General features: G+C 63.8%; 30 protein-coding genes. 20 read left to right on the top strand and 10 right to left on the bottom strand.

Translation table 11 applies throughout. The features are described from left to right. Positions 1-62 precede the first annotated feature (62 nt). Genes CB0101_RS00330 through CB0101_RS00310 form a run of 5 tightly spaced genes read left to right on the top strand, consistent with a single transcriptional unit; the run spans position 63 to position 3,767 of the window. Entirely contained in the window at positions 63-515 is a 453-nt protein-coding gene (locus CB0101_RS00330; protein WP_010310052.1) for a hypothetical protein, read from the top strand. Beyond that, on the top strand, positions 515-1,519 hold the full coding sequence (gene acsF / locus CB0101_RS00325; protein WP_010310054.1) for a magnesium-protoporphyrin IX monomethyl ester (oxidative) cyclase: 1,005 nt from the start codon (positions 515-517) through the stop codon (positions 1,517-1,519). Before CB0101_RS00330 ends, acsF begins: the two co-directional genes overlap by 1 nt. After that, positions 1,516-2,376 carry a fatty acid desaturase gene (locus CB0101_RS00320; RefSeq protein WP_010310056.1) on the top strand — a complete coding sequence of 287 codons (861 nt, stop codon included), beginning with the start codon at positions 1,516-1,518 and terminating at the stop codon, positions 2,374-2,376. The genes acsF and CB0101_RS00320 overlap by 4 nt, the downstream gene beginning before the upstream one ends. Continuing rightward, entirely contained in the window at positions 2,376-3,062 is a 687-nt protein-coding gene (locus CB0101_RS00315; RefSeq protein WP_010310058.1) for a glycosyltransferase, read from the top strand. The genes CB0101_RS00320 and CB0101_RS00315 overlap by 1 nt, the downstream gene beginning before the upstream one ends. A gap of 3 nt (positions 3,063-3,065) precedes the next feature. Further along, positions 3,066-3,767 carry a long-chain fatty aldehyde decarbonylase gene (locus CB0101_RS00310; protein ID WP_071778143.1) on the top strand — a complete coding sequence of 234 codons (702 nt, stop codon included), beginning with the start codon at positions 3,066-3,068 and terminating at the stop codon, positions 3,765-3,767. A 7-nt stretch (positions 3,768-3,774) separates the two neighbouring features. Here the strand turns inward: CB0101_RS00310 and CB0101_RS00305 are convergent, their stop codons facing one another. Next, entirely contained in the window at positions 3,775-4,143 is a 369-nt protein-coding gene (locus tag CB0101_RS00305; protein WP_010310062.1) for a hypothetical protein, read from the bottom strand. 97 nt (positions 4,144-4,240) lie between these two features. Here CB0101_RS00305 and CB0101_RS00300 point away from each other — a divergent pair, with 97 nt between their 5' ends. Beyond that, positions 4,241-4,933, top strand: coding sequence for a biliverdin-producing heme oxygenase (locus tag CB0101_RS00300; protein WP_010310065.1), 693 nt, complete (start codon positions 4,241-4,243; stop codon positions 4,931-4,933). 44 nt (positions 4,934-4,977) lie between these two features. Next, positions 4,978-6,339, top strand: a complete 1,362-nt coding sequence (gene hemN / locus CB0101_RS00295; RefSeq protein WP_010310067.1) for an oxygen-independent coproporphyrinogen III oxidase — start codon at positions 4,978-4,980, stop codon at positions 6,337-6,339. Here hemN and CB0101_RS00290 read toward each other — a convergent pair. Next, complete coding sequence (locus CB0101_RS00290) at positions 6,325-6,789, bottom strand: DUF3122 domain-containing protein (protein ID WP_010310070.1); 465 nt, start codon at positions 6,787-6,789, stop codon at positions 6,325-6,327. The two genes, hemN and CB0101_RS00290, sit on opposite strands and share 15 nt — an antisense overlap. Positions 6,790-6,901: 112 nt before the next feature. Here CB0101_RS00290 and psbA point away from each other — a divergent pair, with 112 nt between their 5' ends. Together psbA and CB0101_RS00280 are read left to right on the top strand one after the other, a co-directional pair. After that, the gene (gene psbA, locus CB0101_RS00285) at positions 6,902-7,981 is read left to right on the top strand and encodes a photosystem II q(b) protein (RefSeq protein WP_010310074.1); all 1,080 of its coding nucleotides are present in this window, start codon (positions 6,902-6,904) and stop codon (positions 7,979-7,981) included. A gap of 106 nt (positions 7,982-8,087) precedes the next feature. Then, on the top strand, positions 8,088-8,717 hold the full coding sequence (locus CB0101_RS00280) for a DUF3365 domain-containing protein (RefSeq protein WP_029553047.1): 630 nt from the start codon (positions 8,088-8,090) through the stop codon (positions 8,715-8,717). Positions 8,718-8,727: 10 nt separating this feature from the next. On the opposite strand, the gene CB0101_RS00275 is transcribed toward CB0101_RS00280, so the two are convergent. Together CB0101_RS00275 and CB0101_RS15715 are read right to left on the bottom strand one after the other, a co-directional pair. Next, positions 8,728-9,627, bottom strand: coding sequence for an alpha/beta fold hydrolase (locus CB0101_RS00275; RefSeq protein WP_010310078.1), 900 nt, complete (start codon positions 9,625-9,627; stop codon positions 8,728-8,730). A gap of 73 nt (positions 9,628-9,700) precedes the next feature. Beyond that, the gene (locus CB0101_RS15715; protein ID WP_050778790.1) at positions 9,701-9,955 is read right to left on the bottom strand and encodes a HigA family addiction module antitoxin; all 255 of its coding nucleotides are present in this window, start codon (positions 9,953-9,955) and stop codon (positions 9,701-9,703) included. Positions 9,956-10,109: 154 nt separating this feature from the next. Between CB0101_RS15715 and pdxH the strand changes: the two genes are divergently transcribed. Both pdxH and CB0101_RS00260 read left to right on the top strand, forming a co-directional pair. Further along, the gene (pdxH, locus tag CB0101_RS00265; protein WP_010310086.1) at positions 10,110-10,784 is read left to right on the top strand and encodes a pyridoxamine 5'-phosphate oxidase; all 675 of its coding nucleotides are present in this window, start codon (positions 10,110-10,112) and stop codon (positions 10,782-10,784) included. A 116-nt stretch (positions 10,785-10,900) separates the two neighbouring features. Next, positions 10,901-11,272, top strand: coding sequence for a hypothetical protein (locus tag CB0101_RS00260; RefSeq protein ID WP_010310088.1), 372 nt, complete (start codon positions 10,901-10,903; stop codon positions 11,270-11,272). Positions 11,273-11,290: 18 nt separating this feature from the next. On the opposite strand, the gene CB0101_RS00255 is transcribed toward CB0101_RS00260, so the two are convergent. After that, complete coding sequence (locus CB0101_RS00255) at positions 11,291-11,611, bottom strand: helix-turn-helix transcriptional regulator (protein WP_010310089.1); 321 nt, start codon at positions 11,609-11,611, stop codon at positions 11,291-11,293. Between the two features lie 64 nt (positions 11,612-11,675). Here CB0101_RS00255 and CB0101_RS00250 point away from each other — a divergent pair, with 64 nt between their 5' ends. Genes CB0101_RS00250 through CB0101_RS00225 form a run of 6 tightly spaced genes read left to right on the top strand, consistent with a single transcriptional unit; the run spans position 11,676 to position 15,546 of the window. After that, entirely contained in the window at positions 11,676-12,344 is a 669-nt protein-coding gene (locus tag CB0101_RS00250; RefSeq protein ID WP_010310091.1) for a bifunctional 2-polyprenyl-6-hydroxyphenol methylase/3-demethylubiquinol 3-O-methyltransferase UbiG, read from the top strand. A 10-nt stretch (positions 12,345-12,354) separates the two neighbouring features. Then, positions 12,355-13,482, top strand: coding sequence for a rhodanese-like domain-containing protein (locus CB0101_RS00245; RefSeq protein ID WP_010310093.1), 1,128 nt, complete (start codon positions 12,355-12,357; stop codon positions 13,480-13,482). Between the two features lie 40 nt (positions 13,483-13,522). Then, the gene (locus CB0101_RS00240) at positions 13,523-14,038 is read left to right on the top strand and encodes a rhodanese-like domain-containing protein (RefSeq protein ID WP_010310095.1); all 516 of its coding nucleotides are present in this window, start codon (positions 13,523-13,525) and stop codon (positions 14,036-14,038) included. Continuing rightward, positions 14,038-14,874 carry a sulfite exporter TauE/SafE family protein gene (locus tag CB0101_RS00235; RefSeq protein ID WP_010310097.1) on the top strand — a complete coding sequence of 279 codons (837 nt, stop codon included), beginning with the start codon at positions 14,038-14,040 and terminating at the stop codon, positions 14,872-14,874. The genes CB0101_RS00240 and CB0101_RS00235 overlap by 1 nt, the downstream gene beginning before the upstream one ends. Next, positions 14,837-15,265: a hypothetical protein gene (locus tag CB0101_RS00230; RefSeq protein ID WP_010310099.1), complete on the top strand. Its 429-nt coding sequence runs from the start codon at positions 14,837-14,839 to the stop codon at positions 15,263-15,265. Before CB0101_RS00235 ends, CB0101_RS00230 begins: the two co-directional genes overlap by 38 nt. Before the next feature lie 38 nt (positions 15,266-15,303). After that, complete coding sequence (locus CB0101_RS00225; RefSeq protein WP_010310101.1) at positions 15,304-15,546, top strand: hypothetical protein; 243 nt, start codon at positions 15,304-15,306, stop codon at positions 15,544-15,546. Between the two features lie 3 nt (positions 15,547-15,549). Here the strand turns inward: CB0101_RS00225 and CB0101_RS00220 are convergent, their stop codons facing one another. Continuing rightward, positions 15,550-16,146, bottom strand: coding sequence for a Crp/Fnr family transcriptional regulator (locus CB0101_RS00220; protein ID WP_010310103.1), 597 nt, complete (start codon positions 16,144-16,146; stop codon positions 15,550-15,552). 200 nt (positions 16,147-16,346) lie between these two features. Beyond that, positions 16,347-17,387: an extracellular solute-binding protein gene (locus CB0101_RS00215; protein WP_010310105.1), complete on the bottom strand. Its 1,041-nt coding sequence runs from the start codon at positions 17,385-17,387 to the stop codon at positions 16,347-16,349. Positions 17,388-17,548: 161 nt separating this feature from the next. On the opposite strand from CB0101_RS00215, the gene CB0101_RS00210 reads away from it, so the two are divergent. Beyond that, positions 17,549-19,108 carry an iron ABC transporter permease gene (locus tag CB0101_RS00210; protein WP_029553049.1) on the top strand — a complete coding sequence of 520 codons (1,560 nt, stop codon included), beginning with the start codon at positions 17,549-17,551 and terminating at the stop codon, positions 19,106-19,108. A gap of 13 nt (positions 19,109-19,121) precedes the next feature. Here CB0101_RS00210 and CB0101_RS00205 read toward each other — a convergent pair whose 3' ends face one another. Next, positions 19,122-19,799: a triacylglycerol lipase gene (locus tag CB0101_RS00205; RefSeq protein WP_010310109.1), complete on the bottom strand. Its 678-nt coding sequence runs from the start codon at positions 19,797-19,799 to the stop codon at positions 19,122-19,124. Positions 19,800-20,124: 325 nt separating this feature from the next. On the opposite strand from CB0101_RS00205, the gene CB0101_RS00200 reads away from it, so the two are divergent. Continuing rightward, positions 20,125-20,529 (top strand): hypothetical protein, encoded by a 405-nt coding sequence (locus CB0101_RS00200; protein WP_136643896.1) that lies wholly within the window; start codon positions 20,125-20,127, stop codon positions 20,527-20,529. A gap of 45 nt (positions 20,530-20,574) precedes the next feature. Then, positions 20,575-21,897, top strand: coding sequence for an NAD(P)/FAD-dependent oxidoreductase (locus CB0101_RS00195; RefSeq protein WP_010310113.1), 1,323 nt, complete (start codon positions 20,575-20,577; stop codon positions 21,895-21,897). On the opposite strand, the gene CB0101_RS00190 is transcribed toward CB0101_RS00195, so the two are convergent. Continuing rightward, positions 21,892-23,193 carry a chloride channel protein gene (locus CB0101_RS00190; RefSeq protein ID WP_010310115.1) on the bottom strand — a complete coding sequence of 434 codons (1,302 nt, stop codon included), beginning with the start codon at positions 23,191-23,193 and terminating at the stop codon, positions 21,892-21,894. The two genes, CB0101_RS00195 and CB0101_RS00190, sit on opposite strands and share 6 nt — an antisense overlap. Further along, the gene (locus CB0101_RS00185; protein ID WP_010310117.1) at positions 23,190-23,903 is read right to left on the bottom strand and encodes a hypothetical protein; all 714 of its coding nucleotides are present in this window, start codon (positions 23,901-23,903) and stop codon (positions 23,190-23,192) included. Before CB0101_RS00185 ends, CB0101_RS00190 begins: the two co-directional genes overlap by 4 nt. Position 23,904: the final 1 nt, after the last annotated feature.

Below are 23,904 nucleotides of genomic sequence, written 5' to 3'. Positions count from 1 at the left end.
GTGATCTGCAGAATCACGATGCCGTTATATGCTGAATCCGCTTTGCTTCGGAGGCCTGCTCCATGGCTGTGCTGCTCGCTGAACCCGTCCGCGCCAAGCCCTGGCTATGGCCGCGGCGCTGGGTCGACCAAGAGCCTTTGCTGGAACGTCAACACGACGGGCTTGAGGCCAACCTGGCTGAACTGCTCTGGCTCCATGGCCCCATGCAGCCTGCCTGGACTGCGGCTGAAGCGTTGGCGATTGAGCGTGGTTGCCGGCGGCTGATCTGGGATTTACGCCTGCACCTGCGCCTGGAAGAGCGCTGGCTTTCAGCGCAGGGCTGCCTCTGCCCAGGGCACCGCGGCGTGCATCTGCAAGCCGTCAACGACGCCAAAGCCGCTCTGCTCGAGACCTCCGGCGATCGCCAGGCGCGCCTGCGCTGGTTGCTCGCACTGCAGAGCTGGTTCACCAACCACCGCCACGGCCCCGATGCCACGGCCTACGGCATCGCCCGCTCCAACGCTTCTGTCCGCTGATGACTGCCACCTCTGCCGCTCCTGCACCGCACCTGAGCGAAGACCTGCTCACGCCGCGCTTCTACACCACCGAAATCGCCAAGGCCGCCCGAACGGATCTCGAGGCGGAGCGCCCCGCTTTTGAGGCGATGCTCAATGAAATGGAGGCCGACTACAACCGCGACCACTTCGATCGCAAGGCGCCCCTGGATCGCCTGCGCGACCTCGCCCCCGAGCAAAAAGAAGCCTATGAAAGCTATCTGGTGCGCTCCTGCGTGTCGGAGTTTTCGGGATTCCTGCTCTTCAAAGAACTCTCACGCCAGCTCAAGCTCGCCAAACGGCCTGAGCTCAGCCGCCTGTTCAACCTGATGGCGCGCGATGAAGCTCGCCACGCGGGCTTTCTGAATCGAGCCCTGGTGGCCGAGGGCATTGTCATCGATTTGCCAGCCCTCAGTGGCAAACGGCCGGTGACCTGGTTCCCGTTGAATTGGGTGCTCTATTCGGTGTATCTATCCGAAAAGATCGGCTACTGGCGCTACATCCTGATCGATCGCCATCTCAAGGCCAATCCGGAGAACGCCTTCGCGCCGCTGTTCGATTTCTTTGAGCCCTGGTGTCAGGACGAGAACCGCCACGGCGACATCTTCAACATGCTGATCCGCTGCTGGCCCGGCCTCAACAGCGGCCTGCGCGGCCGGTTGCTCAGCCGCTTCTTCCTCTGGAGCGTGTTTCTCACCCACAGCCTCACGGTGTGTGAGCGCGGCAACTTTTATCGCCTGCTCGGCATGGATCCCGACCGTTTTGATGCGGAGGTGATGCGCCAGACCAACCGCACGGCCCGCCGCGCCTTTCCGGTGGTATTTCAGCTCACGCCCACCTATTTCGAGCTGCGTGATCAGCTGGTGGACACCTTCCGCCGGATCAAAGCCAGCCAGGGGCAACCCGTGCACCAGCTGGGGCTGAAGCTGCACTTCGCCAGCCTGCTGCTGCGCCAGTTCCTCCAGCCGATGGAGGTGGCGGCATGACGACCGCCCGGAGCATGCCGCCGCTGAGGAGCGGCATCAGCGTGAGCCCCCGCCGCCAGCGGCGCCGATGGGGCACCACCGTGTTCATGGTCGTGATTCACGCCCTCGCCCTGGTGGCGTTGTTGCCCCGCTTCTGGAGCTGGGAGGCGATCGGCACGCTGTTGGTGCTCTATTGGCTCACCGCCTGTGTAGGGGTCACGCTCGGTTACCACCGCCTCCTGGCCCATGGAGCCTTCACGGTGCCCCGCTGGCTTGAGGCGCTGATCACCACCTGCGGCACCCTCAGCTGCCAACACGGCCCGATCGATTGGGTGGGGCTGCACCGCCACCACCATCTCCATTCCGACGATCCGGCCGACCACCACAACAGCCATCTCGGTTTCTGGTGGAGCCACTTCGGCTGGATGCTGCGGGATGTGCCGGCCCAGCGCTACGTGCACCAGCTCACGCCCGACATGCAACGGGTGCCCTACTACCGCTGGCTGAACCGCAACTTTCTGCTACTCCAGCTGCCGCTGGCGGCACTGCTCTACGCCCTAGGCGGCTGGCCCCTGGTGCTGTGGGGCATTCCGCTGCGGCTCGTGCTCGTGTACCACGTCACCTGGCTGGTGAATTCCGCCACCCATCGCTGGGGCTATGTCAGCCATGCCAGCGGCGATGGCTCCCGCAACAACTGGTGGGTGGCGCTGCTCACCTTCGGCGAGGGTTGGCATAACAACCATCACGCCTATCCCAGCAGCGCCCGCATGGGGTTCCGCTGGTGGGAGGTCGACCTCACCTGGCAGCACATCCGCCTGCTGCATCGCCTCGGCCTGGCGCGCCGTATCCGCCTGGCCCCACATTTACAGACAAACTGATGCAACCATCTGATCCCATCAAAGTCTTCATCGGCTTCGACTCGAGAGAGGACGTCGCAGGCAATGTTCTGACAGATTCAATCCAGGCTCATGCAAGTAAGCCCGTACAAATTGGGCAGGTCAGACTGACACAGATTGAAGGCGTCTACCACCGATCCAAGCATCCACTTCAAAGCACAGAATTCTCCTTCAGCAGATTCCTCGTGCCATGGATCTGTGGCTATCAAGATTGGGCGATTTTCATGGATGCAGACATGCTCTGCCAAGGGGATATCACTGAGCTCTGGGATCTACGCGACGAGCGCTACGCAGTACAGGTTGTTCAGCACAATCACCACTGCTCATCTGGCCGGAAGTTCCAAGGCATGCCCCAGAGCCCTTACCGCCGTAAGAACTGGTCATCAGTCATGCTCTTCAACTGCGCACGATGCAAAGCTCTTTCACCGCACTATGTGAACACAGCTAGCGGACTCGAACTTCATCAGTTCGAGTGGACCACAACTGAAGAGATCGGTCCGTTACCACCACAATGGAATGTCCTAGTTGGCGTTCAGGAGGTTCCTGCTGATGCTCGCCTCTTGCACTACACGCTCGGCGGCCCCTGGTTCGATGACTGTCGCTCGATGCCGAGATCAGAGCTTTGGGAAACAGCCCGACAAGCACTCAATCACCCCCTACCGCTCTAAGGCATGGTCCTCGACACATCATCACTTCGGACACCACAATTCAAAAGCTCTATCTACATCGACGCCTATAGCCGCATCAACGGCATGGTGGTTGTGGGAGAAGGTCTGGCTGACCGGCACTTCCGCCTCCTCGCCAGGGCCATTCCGGAAGACCAGCAGGAGCTTGAGAGGCTGGCGGCCATGGAGGGCCGCCACGCCAGCAATTTCGTGGGCTGCGGCCGCAATCTTGGGGTGAAGCCCGATGTGGGGCTAGCCCGGCAGCTCTTCGCGCCCCTGCACGCCCTGTTTCTGGAACGCGACCGCGCGGGCGATCTGGCCGGCTGCCTGGTGATCCAGGGACTGGTGGTGGAGTGCTTCGCGGTGGCGGCCTACCGCCACTATCTCCCCGTAGCCGATGCCTATGCCGCACCGATCACGGCGGCCGTGATCGCGGACGAGGGGGAGCACCTCGGCTATGCCGAGCACTGGCTGCGGGAGCGTTTTGCTGCCGTGGAGACGTCTGCTGCCGCGATCGCGAAACGGGCTCTGCCGATTACCCTCAGCATCCTGCAGAGCCTCACCGCCGACCTCCAGGCGATCGGGATGGATCCGATCGAGCTGGTAGCCAGCTTCAGTGAGCTTTTCCAGCAGACACTGGAAACGATTGGTTTCGAGCCGCCTGCGGCCCGGCGGATTCTGGCCGGGGCCGCAGCGGCCATGGTCTGAGCAACGCTCAGCCGACATTGGCCAACGGCGCCGGAGCGGGAAGCTCCAGCGCCTCATCCATCAGCCAAGCGCTGCTCAGGCTGATGGGTTGCAACTGCCCCCCGAAGCGCAACTGCAACCACTCCGCCGCTCGCGGGTCACGGATCGCCAGAGCCTCGTTGCTGCCCGCGCTGAGCTCCAGACCGCAAAACCGCAGCTCGGCCAGGTGCTCCGGCGACAGATACCAGAGGCCGCCGCTGCCATCGCTGAGATGGCGGCGGCGTTCCTGCATCAATTCGCGCAGCTGACCATCACCGCTGAGCTGGCGGCTGGGGGCCAGTAATAACTGCACATCAAGCTGCGACTGAAACGGCTGAGAGGCGAAGGGATGAGCCATCGGCACGGTTGCAACGAAATCGCAACCAGAGAACTGCGAAACAACAGTAGCGTTATAACGTTGCCTCAGTTCGCGCCGCGATGCCGCGGTTGCATCCATGCTCGATTCCACGGCTCAGCTGCCTTCGATCTCCGACCACGCCGGCCCTGCCGACGCCCAGCTGCGCAAGGGCTTCGGCCCGCGGGTGCGCAAGCTGCATGCCCGCATCGGTAAGGCCCATCACCAGGCGGAGGGCATGGTGTTCTCACGGGCCCTGCTCAACGGCGAGGCCTCGCCCCGCCAGTTGGCCGCCTTGATGCGCGCCCTGGCACCGGCCTATGCCCTGCTGGAGCAGGCGGGACCAGAACTGGCCTCCGCCCTTGGTGGCCGCTCGATTCCCTGGGCAGCGCTGGAGCGCAGCGCTGCTCTGCAACACGATCTAGCCACGCTCTCCACGGTGGAGGCCACACCCCCATCGGCGGCCGCTGCGATCTGGCTGGAGCAGCTCCGGCTACTGGCCCGCCAGGCTCCCCACCGCTTCATGGCCCATGTGTATGTGCGCTACGGCGGCGACCTCTCCGGCGGCCAGCAGCTGGGGGAGCAGGCCAACGCCATCCTGCGCAACCACGAGCGACCGGCCCTGAACTTCTGGGCCTTTGACCAGGATCGCTCCACCCTCAAGCATCAACTTCACGACGGCTTCGAGGCGATGGACCTCTCCGCAGAAGAAGAGGAGGAGCTGCTGGAGGAAGCCGTTCTGGCCTTCCACACCACCCAGCGCTTGCTGGCTGAGCTGGCCCAGCTGGTCTGAACCGCCTGCGCCATTGATTCCCACGCCCACCCTCCACCTCTGCCATGCCTGCTGCCGCCACCACCAGCCTCAGCCCGATCGAGCTGCTGCTCAAATACGACAAGCCGGTTCCCCGTTACACCAGCTACCCCACGGCGGCAGCCTTCACCCCGGCGGTGGGGGAGGCGGAGCTGCGGGCGCAGTTGGCTCAGCCCACTACGGCGCCGTTGTCGCTGTATGTGCATGTGCCCTTCTGCCGCCATGCCTGCTGGTACTGCGGCTGCAACCGCATCACCACGCAGCTGGGCTCGAAGGTGGTGGAGCCGTATCTGGCGGCCTTGGCCAAGGAATTGGAGCTGATCAGCGCGGCGATGCCACAGCGGCGGCGCCTGGCCCAGCTGCATTGGGGCGGTGGCACGCCCAACTATCTCAATGCCGACGAAACGCGGCAGCTCTGGCAACTGATCGAGCGCCATTTCGATCTGGAGCCGGATCTGGAGGCCTCGATTGAGGTGAATCCCGAATTTCTCAGCCGTGATGCGGCCCTGCAGCTGCGCGCCCTGGGCTTCAACCGCATCAGCTTCGGCATTCAAGATGCCGACCCTGAGGTGCAGAAGGCGGTGAATAGGGTGGTGCCCGTCGAGCAGCTGCGGCGGGTGATGGGTTGGCTGCGGGAGGCAAGCTTCGCGAGCGTGAACGTGGATCTGATCTGCGGCCTCCCCCTGCAGACCCCCGATCGCTTCCGCACAACCCTTGAGCTGGTGCAGGAGCTACGCCCCGATCGCATCTCGCTCTTCTCGTTTGCCTATTTGCCGGAGCAACTGCCACTGCAACGCAAGATCGCGGCTGATGATCTGCCGAGCCAGCGAGAACGGATCGTGATGCTCGAAGACGCTCAACGCCTGCTTTGCTCCGCCGGCTACGAAGCTATCGGCATGGATCACTACGCCCTGGCTGGCGACAGCCTGGCCGCCGCGGCCCGAAGCGGCCGCTTGCATCGGAATTTCCAGGGCTACACCACCGGCGGCGAGCTGGAGCTGCTGGGGGTGGGACCCACTGCGATCAGCCAATTTCCCCACCTGTTCGCCCAGAACGAGCGCGATCTCAAGGCCTACACCGCGGCCCTGGCCGAAGGGCATCTACCCGTGGAACGGGGCTTGGTGGTGCGCGATCCGGAGGTACTGGAACGCCGTGAGCTGATTCGCCAGGTGATGTGCACATTCAGCCTCGAGCTTGAGCTCGAGCGCTATGCCCTCGAGTGGCAACAGCTTCAGGAGTTAGCCCGCGATGGGCTGGTGAAATTAAGTGAACACAGCGGCCGCGGGCAGGCCACGGTGACCACCGAGGGCCGCTGGCTGATCCGCACGATTGCCGCGGTGCTGGATCCAGCGCAGCGGCAACGCGCCTCGGGCTCAAGACTGGTTTGATGGCGCTGCGGGAAGGCTGCTGAGGGCAGCCACCTGGTCGGGGCCGAGCAGAAGCTCTGCCTCCCCATCCGCCAAAACCAGCTTGAGATGCAGGGGCAACACCGCACTCGGGCGAGGCTGCAGGCCCTCTAGATCGAACTGAGCCGAATGGAGCGGCAATGGCGACTCGCCTGGCGCCACGAGCTCGGCACTGCGGTTGTCGAGCTGCCAGAGGCGGCCAAAGCCGTCATCGAGCTGCAAGGGCTCATGGTGATCCAGGGCCGCTGCAGGTGTGCGGGCCGTGAGCCGCAGCCTCCAGCCCGGGGCGTAAGCGGGATCAGGCTGCGGGAACACCACCAGCCCCCAAGGCTCACCATCGCCATCGCGGAGATCCCAGCGCTGGATCTCCGCCGCCCCGGCGCCGGCTGGAAGGAGCACGAGAACCAAGGCCAGCAGGAGGCCCCAAAACATTTGAGCAGAAATACGCATGGCGAAGTCTCGCGCTTAGGAGTTCATAACGGTAGTGTAGTTACAGGAAGAGGGGATGACCTCCTTGGCTTCCGGTCCTGCACTCTTTGCAACCATGACCACAACCTCCTTGGCCCCTGCGCGTGGATCGCGCTGGCTGGCCTTCAGGGACTGGGTCACCAGCACCGACAACCGCCTTTACATCGGCTGGTTCGGCACCCTGATGATCCCCACCCTGCTCACGGCGACGATCTGCTTTGTGCTCGCCTTCATCGCTGCACCGCCTGTCGACATCGACGGTGTGCGTGAACCCGTCTCCGGCGGACTGCTCTACGGCAACAACATCATCACGGCCGCGGTGGTGCCCAGCTCAAATGCCATCGGCCTGCACTTTTATCCCATCTGGGAGGCCAGCAGCCTGGATGAATGGCTCTATAATGGAGGGCCTTACCAACTGATCATTTTTCACTTCCTGATCGGCATCTTTTGCTGGATGGGTCGGGAGTGGGAACTGAGCTATCGCCTTGGGATGCGCCCCTGGATTGCCGTGGCCTACAGCGCCCCGGTGGCTGCCGCCACCGCCGTTTTACTGGTGTACGCCATCGGCCAGGGTTCGTTCTCGGATGCCTTACCCCTCGGGATCTCAGGCACCTTCAACTTCATGTTGGTGCTGCAGGCCGAGCACAACGTCTTAATGCACCCCTTCCACATGCTCGGTGTGGCTGGCGTGTTTGGCGGTTCGCTGTTCTCAGCGATGCATGGCTCCTTGGTGACCAGCTCACTGGTGCGTGAAACCACCGAACAGGAGTCTCAGAACCGTGGCTACAAGTTCGGGCAGGAGGAGGAGACTTACAACATCGTGGCCGCCCACGGCTACTTCGGTCGCCTGATCTTCCAATACGCGAGCTTCAACAACAGCCGCAGCCTTCACTTCTTTCTGGCCGCCTGGCCTGTCGTGGGGATTTGGTTTGCAGCGTTGGCCGTGGTGAGCTTCTCCTTCAACCTCAACGGCCTCAACTTCAACCACTCGGTGCTCGACAACCAGGGCCGTGTCATTGAGACCTGGGCCGACATCCTCAACAAGGGTGGACTGGGAATTGAAGCGATGCATGAACGCAATGTGCACAACTTCCCGCTCGATCTGGCCGCCACCAACGTTCAGCCTGTGGCTCTCACAGCACCTGCAATCGGTTAGTGGGGCTTTGAACCCCGCCCAGCTGATCAGGGCAAAAGGGCTTGGTTGAACCAGGCCCTTTTCTGTTCTCACCCGTCACACCCACTGCTCCCTTGCTCCTTCCCCGATGTCACAAGCCATGCGTTTTGTGGTGCCACTGCTCAGCACGCTGATTGCAGGCCTCCTGCTCACTATTCAGCCCGCCATCGCCCTGGCCAGCCAGGGAGCCGCTCCCGTGGACCCGGCTGTCTTGGCGAAGGCCGTGGATCAGATGGAAGAGCTGGATCGCATGCGCATCTCCCTCGCCTCATCCCTGGAGGGCAATACGGAAGAGCCCACGATGGACACGATGCGCGACGTGTGCATGCCCGTCGGCAAGAGAGCCATGGCGATTGGCCAGGAAAACGGCTGGACCGTGCGCCAGGTGGCCAGCAAATACCGCAACCCCGACCACGCCCCCATCGGCGCCCAGGAGAGTGAGGTGATTGATCTCTTCGCCAAGCACCCCGAAATCAATGGGCTCTGGGAGCCAGCCAGCGCTGAGCAGGGAGCAGGCGTGAACTACTACCGGCGGATCGATGTGCAGCCCAGCTGCCTGGCCTGCCATGGCAACCGAGACAGCCGGCCAGCCTTCGTGAAAGATAAGTATCCCCAGGACAAAGCCTTCAACTTCAAGCCCGGAGACCTACGCGGCATGTACGCCGTTTACATCCCTGAAGTTCAGGCAGCGCTGGCGGCGCAGAGGCCGATGGGCTGAGCCATGGCAATCAGATCGCGATCCAGGACAGGGCCAGCTGCTGGGCTTGCTTTGCACCAGGCGCGATCCAGAAGCCAAGGTGTGAGCCACCCGGGATCGCATGGATCATGGAGCCGCTGATCTGCTCGTGAGCCCAGCAGGCGTCTGCAAAGGGAACATCACCATCTGCATCACCATGAATCACCAGTGTTGGACATTTAATCGAGCTGAGTTCTAGCCGGGTGATGGCAGCCAGCTGCTTCAAGTCATTGCATACACCCAGCTGACGCTCGTCGAAACGATCGGACATGGTGCGCATCAGGGCCTGCACAAAGGCCAGCTTGATCGGATTGTGCACCACCTCGGCCACACGTTCCTTCAGGAGATCAGGGCTGAGTGTGCTCTCCGACTCCATCAGGCTCTGGACCACAGGGCCAGGGAAATGTCGCCCCAGCCAGTCCATCAGCCACACCCCAGGGCGACTGAGGAAGATGGCTTCTTCCAGACGATTCATCTGGTCAACTTTGTGATAGCTCTGGCTCACGCCATCAATCACCACCAAGGATTTCACACGCTCGGGATGCCTTGCGGCCAAGAGATAGGCCGGCGGTCCTCCAGCCGATGCACCGACCACAGGAATGGCGGGCAATCGGAGCGCCTCCAGCAGGGCCGCCAGCAGATCAGCCTGTTCATTCAGGCTGACGCCACGGTCCAGAGCCGTCCCCAGATAGCCCGGTCTTGAGGGTGCGATCACCCGGTAGCCGGCCTGGAGGAATGGAAGCGCCATCACCAGACCCTGATCACAGCCACCCGGGCCGCCGTGGATCGAAAGCATCGGCGGCCCCTCGCCCAGGCAGGCCACCTCGACCTCGCCAAGACGAGTGGCGACCGGCTCGGATGCCTGCTCAAGACAGGCCGCGAGATCGATCATGGTCTTTCTCTTGATGTAGACAGCATATGTCGATAGCGCGTTAGCGGATTAGGAACGCCAACTGACTGGCGCGCTAACCAGCACTGCGCACACCCAGTGAACGGCGATAGCGCTGATTGCACGCCAACCAGTAACCCGGCTCACTCCCCAGCACGCGATGCAACACCGCATCGAGTCGAGGTGTAATGCCACGCCGGTTGCTGATCACCCGATTGACAGTGGTCATGCTCACGCCGCAGAGCAGCGCGAGCTTCGACTGACTCCAGCCTCTGCGCTCGAGCTCAGTCCGGAGCAGCTCACCGGGCGAGGGGACACGTTCCGGGGTCAAGCAGCTCAGACCAGCAACGATGACGCCTTCATAACACTTACGTGGTCAACGAAAGCTGTTATACAACAGGAGCGATTCACGGCGCCTCATCTTGGGTCGGCACTGGGTCGTGGAATCGCCATCACAATGACGTTGTGCGCCATTGCTAACGGCCGTGCCTTCCTCGCCCGCCGACAAGACGACCGACCCGGCCGACCTACGTAGGAGCTACAGCCTCGCGGGCCTGCGCCGCCGAGATCTCCCCAGCGACCCTCTGGAGCTGTTTCAGCGCTGGTTCAACGAGGCCCTGAATGCAGACATGCTGGAGCCGAACGCCATGGTGCTCAGCTGCTGCGCTGGCGATCAACCCAGCAGCCGCACGGTGCTGCTCAAGGCCTTTGATGCGCGCGGGCTGGTGTTCTTCACCAACACCCGCAGCCGCAAGGCGCGCGAGATCGCGGCCAACGCCAGGGTGAGCCTGCTGTTCCCCTGGTATGCCCTGGAACGCCAACTGAGCATCGAGGGAACAGCCACACCGATCAGCGCCGCCGACGCCTTCGCCTACTTCCGCTCACGGCCGCGGGGCTCCCAGATCGGAGCCTGGGTGTCGCAACAGAGCCGAGTGATCAGCTCCCGCGCCCTGCTGGAGGCGCAGTGGCAGGCCATGCAGGAGCGCTTCCGACAGGGCGACATCCCTTTGCCGCCAGCCTGGGGCGGCTATCGGGTGGAGCCCACACGCTTTGAGTTCTGGCAGGGACGACCCAACCGCTTGCACGATCGCTTCTGCTACCGGCGCGCCCCCGAAAGCGACCAGCCAACCGAGTGGAACCTCGAGCGTCTCGCACCTTGAACCAAAACCACCAGGAGTAGTGCTGCGGTAGCGCGAAATCGGCAGATCTAGCGGAACAGATCTATCTTGCTGCCATTCCAGGGATTCAGCAGACCCTCAGGCGCACTGGCTTCAGCATGCGTGAGCTCCTCCAGACAGTTCGAACAGGGCTGCGGCAGCGCCTCCAGGGGGGCTTCGATGCACCCCCCGAGGCGGCTCCGTTCGTCTACGTGACAGCTATTCGCTCCGACGCCGGCCTGACCCGCTCATTGGCGGGCATCACGCTGATCTCGCGGGCGATCGGCTTTGATCGCGACGCAGAAACCCTCTACTCCAGCGACTGCAGCAGCGCCACGTATCACGCGCAGCACAACAGCCATCCCGTCGCCCTTGCTGTGGAGGTCTGCCCGCCGCGCCAAACGGTATCGATTGCCGTGTCCGGCCACGACGATGCAGACACCTATGCCCTGTTCCTGGAGGCGGATGCACGCCTATTCGGAGCCTGCTGATCCGGGCTGATCACCCGTTCAGGCCGCCTTGAACTGCTGCAGCTGCGCTTCAAGCCGCTGTCTGAGGCGCCCCTGCACTAGATGACACAGCTCATCCACCAGATCACCCTCCGCCTGCCAGATCGTGCGAGCCCCATCGCGATCGCAGCGCACCAGCCCAGCCCGCTGCAACTGCCCGAGCTGCCGACTGATGTGCGACTGGGAAAAGCCAGTTGCCTCGATCAGCGTGGCTACATCGGTGGGCCCCTGCTTCAGATGGCAGAGCAACTGCAGCCTGGCCGGCTCGCTCAGGATCCGAAAGAACTGGCTGTACTCCTCAAGCAGCTGAGGAGACGGCATGGACCCTGGGGCAGCCATCACTATCACCTATGACGATAGACGCATTATGCCCGCATCAACCCCGATGGATCCACGCCGGTTTTGGGACAACCGCTACGCCGAAGCGGACTGGGCCTATGGCTGCGAGCCCAATGACTTCCTCCGGGAGCAGGCACAACAGCTGCAGACCGGCGAGGCCCTTTGCCTGGCGGAGGGCCAGGGCCGCAATGCTGTGCACCTGGCGACCCTGGGACACCGCGTCACAGCACAAGACCTCAGTCCGGTGGGACTGAACCGGGCGGAACGACTGGCGCAGGAACGCGGCGTGGCGATCCACTGCCTCTGCTGCGACCTGAACGACCTCCAGCTCGAACCGGAGAGCACCGACCTGGTGGTAGCGATCTGGATGCACCTGCCGCCAGACCTACGCGCCCGGGTACATGCCAATGCGGTCCGCGCACTGCGCCCTGGAGGCCACCTGATCCTGGAGGCCTACACCCCACGCCAGCTGACTCTTGGCACCGGCGGCCCACCGACGGCAGATCTTCTGATCGAACCCGATCAGTTGCGCCTGGAACTGCAAGGGCTGGACTGGCTGGTGCTGGGGGAGCAGGAACGCTGGATCGAGGAAGGTCCTTACCACCGCGGCCAAAGCGCCGTGGTGCAGGCGCTCGGCCGCAAGCCCCAGCGCAACCGAGCAGATCCACCCATTGCGGCAATGGGGCTATGCGTGTATCGTCATACCAGTGTGTGACCGATCGCTCATGTCTGCGACCACCGCCGCTGCGACCACCGTCTCCCTCGCCGCGGCGGCTGGCGGCGGCAACCTGCTGTTCCGCCAGCTCTTCGATGCCGCCACCGGCACCTTCACCTATCTCTTGGCTGATGTGTCCAGCCGCCAAGGCGTGCTGATCGACTCGGTGTTCGAGCAGCACAGCCGCGACCTCTCCTTGATCCATGAACTGGGCATCGAGCTCGTGGCCTCCCTCGACACTCACGCCCATGCCGACCACGTAACCGGCAGTTGGCTGATGCACGAGGCCACCGGCTGCGCCATCGGCTTGGCCGCCGCAGCTCGCGCCGACAACGTGACCCTGCCGCTGCACCACGGCGATCGCGTGCCCTTCGGCAGCCGCTTTGTGGAGGTGCGCAGCACTCCTGGCCACACCGACGGCTGCATCAGCTTCGTGCTCGACGACCAGTCGATGGCCTTCACCGGCGATGCCTTACTCGTGCGGGGTTGCGGCCGTTGCGACTTCCAGCAGGGCAACGCCCACACCCTCTGGAGCTCCATCACCGAGCAGATCTTCAGCCTGCCCGACAGCTGCCTGCTGTATCCCGGACACGACTACACCGGCCGCACGGTGTCGTCGGTCGCGGAGGAAAAAGCCTTCAATGCCCGCCTTGGTGGTGCCGCCACGGAGCGGGACTTCGTGGGGCACATGCAGAACATGAAGCTTCCTCACCCCCACAAGATCGCCGAGGCTCTGCCCGGAAACATGCGTTCCGGCAAACCACGGCAGGCGGAAGCCCGTAGCGTCTGGGCCCCCGTGCAACGCAGCTATGCCGGACTGCCCGAGCTCTCACCCGCCTGGGTAGCCGACCACCTGCCGGAGCTCACGATCCTGGATGTGCGTGCGGCGGAGGAGCTGCAGGGGCCTGATGGCCACATCAGCGGCAGCCTCAACATCCCCCTGCCGGACCTGGAGCAGCGCCGCCAGGAGATCCCGAGCGGAAAGCCGGTGGTGGTGGTCTGCCACTCCGGCAGCCGCTCGGCCCTGGCCACGCAGCAACTGCTCAAGGAGGGCATCGCCGACATCGCCAATCTGCGCGGCGGCTTGAGCCGTTGGTGCGATGAGGGCTACCCCCTGGCCGGCGCCGTTGCGCTCTGAGCCCCGTCCTGTTTCTTCACCTCACTCCCGTAGTAGTCCGATGACCACCAGCATTTCCGCCCAAGACCTCGCCGATCAACTGGCCAGCAAGCGCATCACGGTGATTGATGTGCGTGAACCGATGGAATACGCCAGCGGCCACATTGCCGGCAGCATGAACGTGCCCCTGAGCCGCCTGCATCAGGCCGACCTGCCCCAGGGCCCCCTGGTGCTGGTGTGCCAGAGCGGCAATCGCAGCAGCCAAGGCCTCAACCGCCTGCTCGATCGGGGCCACCCCCATCCTGTGGTGGATCTGGCCGGCGGCCTGCCGAATTGGCAACAAGCTGGCTACCCGGTGCGCAAGCTCAAGAACGCGCCCCTGCCGTTGATGCGTCAGGTGCAGATCGCCGCTGGATCGCTGATCCTGCTGGGGCTGATCCTGAGCAACGTGGTGGCGCCCGGCTGGATCGCCCTCACCTGGTTTGTGGGTGCTGGCCTCACCTTCGCTGGGGTGAGCGGCTTCTGCGGCATGGCACGGCTGCTGGCGGTGATGCCCTGGAACAAGGTGTCGATCTGATGGCCCTGAGCGCACTGCTCCTACTGGGCCTCGGCGGAGGCCTGATCGGCTTTCTGCTCTCGGTGCTCGGGGCTGGCGGATCGATCCTGCTACTGCCCTTGCTGGTGAGCGGCGCAGCGTTACCCACCCGGGAAGCCGTTCCCCTCTCCCTCCTGGTGGTGATGCTGCTGGCCCTGGCCAACCTGGGGCCCTACGTGCGCCGCGGCCAGTTCGCCCTTCGCCCCGCCCTGATCCTGGGGGTGCCCGCCTTGGCCGGCAGCTGGCTCGGGGGCAACTGGGTGAAGGCCGGTCTGATTGCGGAATCCGTGCAGCTGGGGGTGTTCACCGCCGCGGCCCTGGTGGCCTCGTGGCTACTCACCAGCAACACCTCCCAAACCAGCACCCATAAGGCCAGACCAGGGCTTCTGGCGATTCAAGGGGTGCTCGTGGGCCTGCTCACCGGCATCGCGGGCGTGGGCGGTGGCTTTGCGATCGTGCCGGCCCTGGTGCTGTTGGCGGGATTGCCGATGCAGCTCGCCAGTGGCACCAGCCTGCTGCTGATTGCCGTGAATGCCCTGGTAGCCCTCGGCGCCCTCGGCCACTGGCCGGCCCAGAGCCTGCCGTTGATGCTGCCCCTGCTCGCCGGCGGTGTCCTGGGGGCCGTGGTCGGTCAACGTCTCGCGCCCCATCTGAGCGATCGCCGCCTGCGCCAAGGGTTTTCGATCCTGCTGATCGGCTCAGCCCTGATGAGCGGCCTGGAGGCCTGGAAGCGCCAGCCCACGGCCGAACGCAACGAACAATCCCAACTCCATCAATCCCATGAGCGAACGCACCTTCCGCTTCCGACTGCGCAGTAGCCATCGTCCACCCGAACGCAACACCACCGATCTGGTGGTGGAGTTCCTGAGCGATTCCGGCCTCTGGGAACCGCAGCAGCTGAGCCTCACCATGCCCGGCTTCCGGATCTATCTGATTTCGCTACTGCTCTGCCAGCACTTCTATCTGGTGGCCAATGCCCGCGAGAAGGCCATCCCTTTGCAGGAGGTTCAGGCCGATTTCAACGTGACCACCAGCAGCGATTGGATCATCGCCAGCGTGGAGGGCAACTTCGGCATCCGCCTCGATCCTGGGGCAGCCCCCAGCGAGGACGCGATCGCCTACATGCAGGAGCGGATGAAGCTGTGTCCGATCTCCCGAAACTTGCCTGAAACCGTGGCCAAGAGCATCAGCCTCAACAACCTCGGCTAAGGGGGCCGAGAATTGAGGAATTGATTGCTCATCAGCCGATGCAGGAGCCACAGCCGCGGCCGATTGAGCACTGCCCCCGCTTTCCCGATCACTGCACGCTGGAGTGCATGGAACGGATGCGGGCCGAATTCGGCAGCTATGCCTTGAGCGAGCCCCCCTTCGAGGAGTGGTGTCCGATGGCGAAAGCGCTGCAGCTCCAGGATGAGGAGCGCCGCCGCTTCGAGGCTGAACAGCGCAAAGCCCTGCACCATCGGGAGTTCCCCGATGCCCCTCTCGACTAACGCTCAGGCCGCTGCCAAGGGCGCCGATTCCACCAAAGCTGGAGCCAGGCGCAAGCAGGTGTCACCCGCAGGAGCGTCGAGCAACTGGGCCTGACGGATCTTGGAGATCATCCGGGTGGTGGTGACCCGGGTGGCCCCGATCAACTCGCCGATGCGCTCGTGGGTGAGCCGGAACGGCAGATCGCACCAATCCCCGCAGCGCCGTCCCATCCGCCGCACCAGCAGGCTCAACAACGCGTGCAACCGCTGCTCGGCACTCCCCAGATGGCGGATGCGCAGCAGCTGCAGCGTCCATTCATTCACGGGATCAAAGCCACCACTGGGCTCCGGCTGGGCCTCGGTGCTGAACAGCAGTGGTGTGAGGGCCTCCACGCACACACCCTCACTGCAGAGGCGATCGGTGCGTAGCTGATCGCCGGGCTGGAGGAAGGCGAGGGTCATCCCCTCGGTTTCCTCGCAGGGGCAATACACCCGAGCCATACCCTCGAGCACTTCGATGCAGCTGCCCTCAGGGCGCAGGCTGGGATCGAGCAGAACGGTCTGCCCCACCGGCATCCGCACGGCGTTGACAGGGGCATCGGGGAGAAAACGGAAGCTCATGGACCCAGCGATGGCAGGGCTAATTGCGAATGCGTCGCAATGTAGAGAAGCGCGGCGCTTTTTGCAAGCGATTCTCAATAACAACTGGCAGCTGCGAATCCGTTGCTCGGTGTCTGTGGGGTCCAGGCAGCCCTGAAGGCACAAAAAAGCCGCCTCGGGGCAGCCCGGGCGGCAAGGGGTGCGGCGCTAGAGCCAAAGCCTTATTTCCAGCCGTTGCGCGCCATCAGCTGCACAGCGGCTTTGTTTTTGGCGCCCATCTGCTCGGCGGAAACGCCATCAGACTTAAACGTGCCAAAGCGCTTCAGGATCGCGTTGTTGCCGTAGCCCTTCAGCGGGTATTCGTTGTTGGCCTCGGCGTAGCCGCGGCCGCCGCTGGGAGAAGCCAGAAACTCAATCAGCTTCTGGGCTGCTGCCGGGTTTTTGGAGGTTTTCACCACACCGGCACCACTGATGTTCACGTGGGCGGGATTGGGGAACACCACCTTGAGCTTGCTGGCCAGGGCTTTGTCGGCGCCGCCGCTGTCACCCGAGAGCATCCGCGCCACGTAGTAGGTGTTCACCAGACCCACGCCGCACTGGCCGTTGGCGATGGCGCGGATCAAAGGGGTATCGGAGGTGAAGTAGGGCTTGGTCACATTGCTGGTCATCCCCTTCACCCACTGAGCGGCGGCGGCATCACCGCGCAGGATCATCTGGTCCGCTACCAGCGATTGGTTGTAGACGCTCTTGCTGTCGCGTAGGCAGAGCTTGCCCTTCAGCGCGGGATTCGCCAGATCCGCATACGTGCGAATCGAAGCCGGGTTCACCAGCTTGGGATTGACAGCCGCCACCCGCACGCGGCGTGTCAGACCAAACCAGCGGCCCTGGCTATCGCGCAGGTTCGCCGGCACATCGCGCATCAGCGTGGTGGAGCGGGTCGGGCGGAACAGCCCCAGATCGGTGGCCTTATCAAGACGGGCTGCATCCACCAGCACCAACACATCGGCCGGGCTGTTCTTGCCTTCAGAGCGCACGCGCTCAATCAGGGCATCGTCCTTGGCCTCCAGCAGCTTCACCTTGATGCCGGTGCGAGCGGTGAATTGCCGGTAGAGCTCCTTATCCGTGTTGTAGTGACGACCTGAATACACACCGATTTCCTGGCTTTTGGCCTGGGCGAGTTCCACACCAATGGCCGTGACTGCTGCACCTGCAGCAGTCACACCGAGCAACGCCAGGGCACCCAGGCGTTCAGGCCGGGACAACGATCGAAGCGAGGGGATGTTCAAAGGGGAATCCATCAACCTGAGCGGCACTATGGCCAGCGCCACCCCTCTAAAGCAGGGCAACGATCATTGCCCACGTGGGGGTGTGACATTGATTACATCGATTCGTGCAAAGCGCTGGCCCCGTAGGCTTTTTGCCCATGGTTCCCCTTTCGGCCCAGGCTTCGTCCCCAGCTCCGCGGCAGGGTCCGCAGCGCCGTTTGCTGGCGGCAGGTGTGCTGCTGCTTTGCACCCTCGCCCTCGCACCGGTGGTGGGGCTGGGTTGGTTCGCCTTCGGAGAGGGATCGGGCGAATCGGCTCGCTTTGACCTTGGCATCGGCGGCGCGGAGCAGATGCTCAACACGCTGCTGCTCGTAGCCCTGGTGGGATTGCTCACCGCCGTCCTGGGCACGGCCACCGGCTGGCTCACAGCGCGCTGCGCCTTCCCGGGTCGGCGCTGGCTGCGGATTGCCCAACTGCTGCCCCTCGCCACACCGAGCTATCTGCTGGCTGCCACCTGGATCGATCTCGGCAGTCGCTACGGCCTCCGGGTGCATGGCTTTGTGCCCACCCTGGTGGTGATGGTGCTCAGCACCTACAGCTACGTCTTTCTGCTGTCGACGGAGAGTTTCTCCGTGAGCGGCCGCCGTCAGCTGGAGGCCTGCCGCAGTCTCGGCGTTGGCCCCTGGGGCAGCTTCCGCCGTGTGGCTCTGCCGATGGCTCTGCCGGCCATCGGCGCCGGCGTAGCCCTCGGGGGCATGGAGGTGGTGAATGAGCTGGGCGCCGTGCAACTGCTCGGGGTGCCGACCCTTTCCACCGGCATCCTGATGCGCTGGCAACAAGATGGTGATCCTCAGGGTGCCGTGGCGCTGGCCCTAATGGCCCTTGTGATCGTGGCGCTGTTGGTGGGAGCAGAGCGCAGCCTGCGCCAGCGCAGCCGCTGCTGGAATCTCGGCAACGATGGCGACGCCGATCCCCAGTGGCATCTGCAGGGCCAACGCCGTTGGCTCAGCCAGCTGGTGTGTGGGGTGCCGCCGCTGATCACCCTCGGCCTTCCTCTGATCTGGGCCGTGCTCAGCTCAGATCAAATCCGCGGAGAAGACAGCAGCGAGCTGCTGGCCCTCGGAAGCCGCAGCTTCGGGCTAGCCCTGTTGGCCGCGGCTCTCACCCTGGCGGGTGGATTGCTGCTGGCGATTGCCAAGCGCTGGATTCCTAACGCCGTGCTCCAGCGGCTCACCTTTGTATCTGGCCTCGGCTACGCCATACCGGGCACGGTGCTGGCCCTGGCCTTGATGCTGATTGGCGGGCCTCTGGCGCTGGCGCCCTTGTTCCTGCTGGTGTGGGGCTACAGCGATCGCTTTTTGGCTGTGTCGAAAGGCGGTCTGGATGCCGCCCTGGAGCGCATCCCCCCCAGCGTGGATGAAGCCGCCACCTCGCTCGGCAACAGCTGGCTAGGGGTGCTGCGGCGCGTGCATCTCCCATTGCTACGCGGCCCGCTGCTGGTGGGGGGTCTGCTGGTGTTTGTCGACACGGTGAAAGAGCTCCCGCTCACCTTCGCGCTGCGCCCCTTCGACTTCGACACCCTGGCGGTGCGGGTTTATCAGTACGCCAGTGATGAACGGGTGGGCGCGGCTTTGGTGCCAGCCCTGTTGATCCTGGCCCTGGGCATCGTGGCGGCCATGGCGCTGATCCCCAGCCTGGAGCGGCTGGAACGCCGCTGAACAGCTCCAGGCCTCAACCCCGCCACCACTGCTCCACAACTGTCGGAGTGCCGTACCAGCGAGGGCCGAACGCACCGCCATGGGCCACCCCCTGGAGGGTGATCGGCTCGGCGCCATCCAGCAACGCCGAGCACACCGGCACCAATCCATCCCCCTCGAGATCGGTGCGACCGGCAATCGCTTGATACGAGCGCGGCCCCATGCGCTCGCTCAAGCCCGAACCATCACCCGCAGCCAGGGCGCCGGCCACGGCGATGTAATGCATGCGATCGGCAAAGCTGGCGCCCGGGTAGCGGCGATCCACCATGGCCCGCAGCGGTGTGGCGCGCACAGCGGTGTGCGGACTGCCCAGGGTGTAAAGGCGATCGGCCCAACGCGTGCCGCTGTAAGTGCGGCCCTCGAAGGGATCATCCGCCAGAAACAAGCGCAACATCACCCCACCGGAGCTATGGCCGATCAGGGTGACCCGCCCCGTTGGCGAGCGGGCCGCGAGGGCCTCGGCCCGCTCCGCCACACGATCCAACAACCGCCGCCAACCCCAGGCCCAGGAGGTGAGCAACCAATCCAAGCGGTTAGCCGGCACCAGCTCCACCTCCTGCTGCGTGTGCTGCCGCAACCAGCTGCACATCGGCTGATAAGCCTCCTCGGTGATCAGAAATCCACCCAGGATCAGCACGGGTTGATCGGGCACGTGTGGCGCTCTCGCTGGTCAGGGTCTATGGTGAAGGAGTGAACCGAGCGGCGAGTACCAACGCCCCGTCTCCCTTCACGCCCGATCCGCTCTCCCTGACAGGGAGTTGAACGGCAACCGTCATCTCGGTTGTCATCGAGGCAAAGCGACAGATAAATCCATGCAAACAACAATGGCAACGCACATCCCTACACCCAAACAACACAAGACCACAAGCCGTCGACCCAAGCCCCAGAAGCAACATCCAATGCCCCATCAACCCACCTGGGAGGAGCTGCTCGGCCGGCGCTGAGGCTGAGCTCCTGCAGACGCCGCCATCGATCGCTTGAATGGCGGCTGGTTGATAGTTCTCATGGATCCTTACTGGCTGAAACTGCGCTGGCCGATCACCGTGCTCGCACTGGGCACCATGCTGATCGGGCTGCTGATGCGGACCAGCCAGCACCCGATTCAGCTGCGTCTGGTGCTGAGCTTTGCCGAACCGCTCAACTTGGCCGGTCAGGTTCAAGGCGTTTTAAGCATGCCGGATGGTGTGAAGATCGAACCGGCAAGCAGTGTGCGGGTGCGTGTGACCGAACAGGCACCGATCAACCTCAGCGTGAAGAACACAACCCCCGTCAAGGTTGATGTGAGTAATCCAAAACCGATTGAAATCAAGATGAGCGAAGATCAACCCATGGAAGTTGACGTGAAGCCCAAGGCACCGGTGAACGTGAAGATCGGTCTGTAATTCAGGGCAACTCTCGTTAGCGTGCAGCCAGCGCTGTATGCACTGATGGCTCCGGAGCGGTTCTTCCTCGAACTCACACCACCGTCTGAACTGCTCCGGGAAGCCCCCCACGTGGTGATCGTGGGCGCCGGATTCGCGGGCTTGAAGGCAGCTCAGACCTTCGCGGGCAAGACCGTTCGGGTCACCCTGATCGACAAGCGGAACTTCAACCTGTTCCAGCCGATGCTGTACCAGGTGGCTTCAGGGTTGGTCTCACAGACCGATGTGGCCTCTCCCCTGCGGATCATGATCGGCAAGGCCCCCAACATCCAGATCCTGATGGGGGAGGTGGTCGACATCGATGCCAACGCCAAGGAGGTGGTGTTTAACGACCGCCGGCTTCGGTACGACCGTCTGATTGTGGCCACCGGCGCCACCAGCAGCTTCTTCGGCCATGACGAATGGGCGCAATACGCCACGCCGATGAAATCGCTCGAAGATGCGTACGGCATTCGCAAGCGCGTGCTGGGCGCCCTCGAGGAGGCTGAGCAGACCCCCGATCTCGACAAGCGCCGCCTGTTGCAATCGGTGGTGGTGGTGGGTGGTGGCCCTACCGGCTGCGAACTGGCGGCCTCGCTCAATGATTTGATGCGTCACACCCTGGAGCGCGATTTCAAACAGATCGATCCAGGCCACTGCAAGGTCACCCTGGTGGACCCGGGTGATCGGGTGCTCCGGGCCATGGACCCTCAGCTCTCAAAAGCAGCCGGCGATCACCTCGCCCGCTGCGGCGTGGAGTTGCTGCTCGGCGGTCGGGTGAAAGCGATCGAAGAAGGCAAGTTGGTGGTCACCACAGCCCAGGGGGAGGTCACCCTCGAGGCCAGCACGATTTGCTGGACAGCTGGGGTAGCTGCATCTCCCCTGGGCAAATTGCTCTCCGATCGCACCGGCTGCAGCACCGATCGCGGCGGCCGGATCCCTGTTCAACCCGACTTTTCGATCCCTGGACACCCTGAGATTCGCGTCGTCGGCGATCTGTGCAGCTACAGCCACACCAAAGACGGCAAACCGCTGCCCGGCATGGCCGGCCCCGCTGTTCAGATGGGGGTATGGGTTGCCAAAGACATCCTGGCTCAGCTGCAGAACCAACGCCATTCAGCGTTTGCCTTCACCGATTTCGGCACCATGGCGATTGTGGGGTCGCTGTTTGCCGTGGCCGACTTGCGCGGCTTGAAAGTGAGCGGAGTCTTTGGATGGCTGCTGTGGGGTCTGGCGCACCTTGCCTTCATGCCCGATCGTGAAAACAGGGTGACCCTGCTCACCAAGTGGCTCTGGCTGATTTTCACCCGCGAGCGCTCGGCTCTGGTGATCACCGAAGCGCCTTCATGAAGCTGGCAGAGGCTCGTCGGCGATGTCTTTCAGGGCGTGATACACGGGCTTCTCCACCAGGCAACGGCTCACATAGGCCGCCACCACGGCGGCCAACAGCAACCCCGGCAACAGCTGCTGATCTCCGGCCATCCGCACACCGAACAGCACGGCCAACACCGGCAGCTGGGTCGCGCCGGCTAGGCCGGCAACCATGCCGAGCGTGAGACCGAGCTGGGGGGCTGAGGCCAGATCACCCAGGCCATGGCCGAGCACGGCACCAAAGGCAAAGGAGGGATCGATCAGGCCTCCGGGAATCCCCGTGCCAAGCGCCAGCACCGGAGCCACCACCCGCAGCACCAGAGTCAATAGGTCGCCGAACACACCAGGCAGGAGGGCCGTTGTTGGGCTGGAACCATTGATCATGGCTGTCATCAGCAGCTCGCCATCGCAGCCAGCTGCGCCACCGCTGATCAACAGAAAAGCCGTGATCAGCCCTCCTACCGCGAGCCCCAGATGCAAGGGTCGTTGGATCGAAAGCTGACGCCAACGACGGGTGGTGCGCAGCAGAAGACGCGCGAACACGGCACCCAAACCACCAGCCAGGGCCCCCAGAGGTAATGCCCAAACGAGCTGATCGAGCTCAGCCGGCGCCACACCCACCATCCCGAGGGCGAATTCGGGTTCGCCCACCAGGCTGCTGAACACAGCGGCCAGAGCTCCCACCACCAAGGCCGGCCAGATCAGCGCCGTGGAGAAGGTGCCCATGAACTCCTCGGCCACAAACACCACACCGAGCAAAGGGGTGTTGAAGCCACCGGCCAGGCCGGCACCACCGGCCACAGCCAGCAGATCGGCGTGGCTGATGTCACCCAGCCAACGGGGAAACAAACGCCGAAACCAGAGGGCGGCCGAGGCACCCACCTGCACCACCGGGCCCTCGCGGCCCAATGGCAACAGGCTGATGGTGGCCAATCCCCACAACAACAGCCGTTGCAGGCTGGGCACGAGCCCCAACAACCCAGCAGCCTTCTCGGGATGTTCGATGCTCGTCATCGCCTGGGGAATGCCCGAGCCGCGCCCACGCTGAAACAGCGAACTCTGCAGCCACAAGAGCAGCGGCACCACCAGCAACGGGGTGCAGGCCAGGCTCAGGCTGAGTGGTTGCCAGGGTTGCCCGCTAAAGGCCGGCAACAGACCCAGCAACTGATCGCCCCAGCGATCCAGCAGGTTGAACGGCCAGCACACCAGGCCCACCATCAAACCCAAGAGCCCCAGTTGCCCAAGCCGCTGGAGCAGATGGCGTATCGAAATCATGTGAGCCGTTTTTGCACGCGTCCGAGGATCAGCGCAATCAGGATCGCAACGTAGAGCTGACCGGCAATGGTGATCACGTTCGCCAGCACCTGAACAGCCACGTTGCTGGACGTGAGCACCTCCGTGCCCACCGTGGTGAGCAAGCCGAAGGAGGCCGCCATCAAGGCTGGAGCCACTGCCACGCTCACGTCGCCACTCAGGCCGACAGCCGGCAGGGTGGATGCCACAAACGCCGCCGGCTGAAGCACCCACATCGCCGTGAGCATCACACCGCCAGCAATCCCCACCGTGAGATAGCCGGATGCTGCACCTAGCACAACCGACATGGTGACGAAGGGCTCCCGGATCAAGGAGCGCACTTTGCGCACCACCGCCAACAACAGAAACATCACCCACACCACCACATGGGGCATGGTGAGCACCCGAACGAAATCAGGGGTCCAGATCAGGGCGAGGTGCCAGATCACCTCGAGCGCAATGGCTAAGCAGCCCAGGGCATACATCACCGGCCTGGAGCCCTTCAGGGAGCTGAAGCGGCTCACAAACACCATGAACACCAGCGCCTGACCGATCAGCAGCAGCGACAGCAGTGGTGGGAACAGCTGAGCGAGGGGCAACAGCAGCAGCAGCACCAGCTCGTAGACGAGCGTGATCCGATAGCCGAGATGGCGGCGACGGATGCGCTGCAGCTGCTCACGGGTGATCCTCAAC

It is taken from the genome of Synechococcus sp. CB0101, from assembly GCF_000179235.2.
GTDB lineage: Bacteria > Cyanobacteriota > Cyanobacteriia > PCC-6307 > Cyanobiaceae > Vulcanococcus.
Note: the sequence above shows the minus strand (reverse complement) of the source record. Positions and strands in the feature narration are given on the sequence as shown.

Excerpts from the sequence above, each read along its gene's own strand:
- CB0101_RS00255 (WP_010310089.1), bottom strand. The coding sequence starts at position 11,611 with ATGCCGTCTCCTCAGCTGCTTGAGGAGTACAGCCAGTTCTTTCGGATC.
- psbA (WP_010310074.1), top strand. The coding sequence starts at position 6,902 with ATGACCACAACCTCCTTGGCCCCTGCGCGTGGATCGCGCTGGCTGGCC.
- CB0101_RS00250 (WP_010310091.1), top strand. The coding sequence starts at position 11,676 with ATGGATCCACGCCGGTTTTGGGACAACCGCTACGCCGAAGCGGACTGG.
- CB0101_RS00220 (WP_010310103.1), bottom strand. The coding sequence starts at position 16,146 with ATGAGCTTCCGTTTTCTCCCCGATGCCCCTGTCAACGCCGTGCGGATG.
- hemN (WP_010310067.1), top strand. The coding sequence starts at position 4,978 with ATGCCTGCTGCCGCCACCACCAGCCTCAGCCCGATCGAGCTGCTGCTC.
- CB0101_RS00280 (WP_029553047.1), top strand. The coding sequence starts at position 8,088 with ATGTCACAAGCCATGCGTTTTGTGGTGCCACTGCTCAGCACGCTGATT.
- CB0101_RS00230 (WP_010310099.1), top strand. The coding sequence starts at position 14,837 with ATGAGCGAACGCACCTTCCGCTTCCGACTGCGCAGTAGCCATCGTCCA.
- CB0101_RS00240 (WP_010310095.1), top strand. The coding sequence starts at position 13,523 with ATGACCACCAGCATTTCCGCCCAAGACCTCGCCGATCAACTGGCCAGC.
- CB0101_RS00190 (WP_010310115.1), bottom strand. The coding sequence starts at position 23,193 with ATGATTTCGATACGCCATCTGCTCCAGCGGCTTGGGCAACTGGGGCTC.
- CB0101_RS00310 (WP_071778143.1), top strand. The coding sequence starts at position 3,066 with ATGGTCCTCGACACATCATCACTTCGGACACCACAATTCAAAAGCTCT.
- CB0101_RS00290 (WP_010310070.1), bottom strand. The coding sequence starts at position 6,789 with ATGTTTTGGGGCCTCCTGCTGGCCTTGGTTCTCGTGCTCCTTCCAGCC.
- CB0101_RS00235 (WP_010310097.1), top strand. The coding sequence starts at position 14,038 with ATGGCCCTGAGCGCACTGCTCCTACTGGGCCTCGGCGGAGGCCTGATC.
- CB0101_RS00245 (WP_010310093.1), top strand. The coding sequence starts at position 12,355 with ATGTCTGCGACCACCGCCGCTGCGACCACCGTCTCCCTCGCCGCGGCG.
- CB0101_RS00260 (WP_010310088.1), top strand. The coding sequence starts at position 10,901 with ATGCGTGAGCTCCTCCAGACAGTTCGAACAGGGCTGCGGCAGCGCCTC.
- CB0101_RS00305 (WP_010310062.1), bottom strand. The coding sequence starts at position 4,143 with ATGGCTCATCCCTTCGCCTCTCAGCCGTTTCAGTCGCAGCTTGATGTG.
- CB0101_RS00195 (WP_010310113.1), top strand. The coding sequence starts at position 20,575 with ATGGCTCCGGAGCGGTTCTTCCTCGAACTCACACCACCGTCTGAACTG.
- CB0101_RS00315 (WP_010310058.1), top strand. The coding sequence starts at position 2,376 with ATGCAACCATCTGATCCCATCAAAGTCTTCATCGGCTTCGACTCGAGA.
- CB0101_RS00210 (WP_029553049.1), top strand. The coding sequence starts at position 17,549 with ATGGTTCCCCTTTCGGCCCAGGCTTCGTCCCCAGCTCCGCGGCAGGGT.
- CB0101_RS00320 (WP_010310056.1), top strand. The coding sequence starts at position 1,516 with ATGACGACCGCCCGGAGCATGCCGCCGCTGAGGAGCGGCATCAGCGTG.
- CB0101_RS00330 (WP_010310052.1), top strand. The coding sequence starts at position 63 with ATGGCTGTGCTGCTCGCTGAACCCGTCCGCGCCAAGCCCTGGCTATGG.
- CB0101_RS00225 (WP_010310101.1), top strand. The coding sequence starts at position 15,304 with ATGCAGGAGCCACAGCCGCGGCCGATTGAGCACTGCCCCCGCTTTCCC.
- CB0101_RS00275 (WP_010310078.1), bottom strand. The coding sequence starts at position 9,627 with ATGATCGATCTCGCGGCCTGTCTTGAGCAGGCATCCGAGCCGGTCGCC.
- acsF (WP_010310054.1), top strand. The coding sequence starts at position 515 with ATGACTGCCACCTCTGCCGCTCCTGCACCGCACCTGAGCGAAGACCTG.
- CB0101_RS00300 (WP_010310065.1), top strand. The coding sequence starts at position 4,241 with ATGCTCGATTCCACGGCTCAGCTGCCTTCGATCTCCGACCACGCCGGC.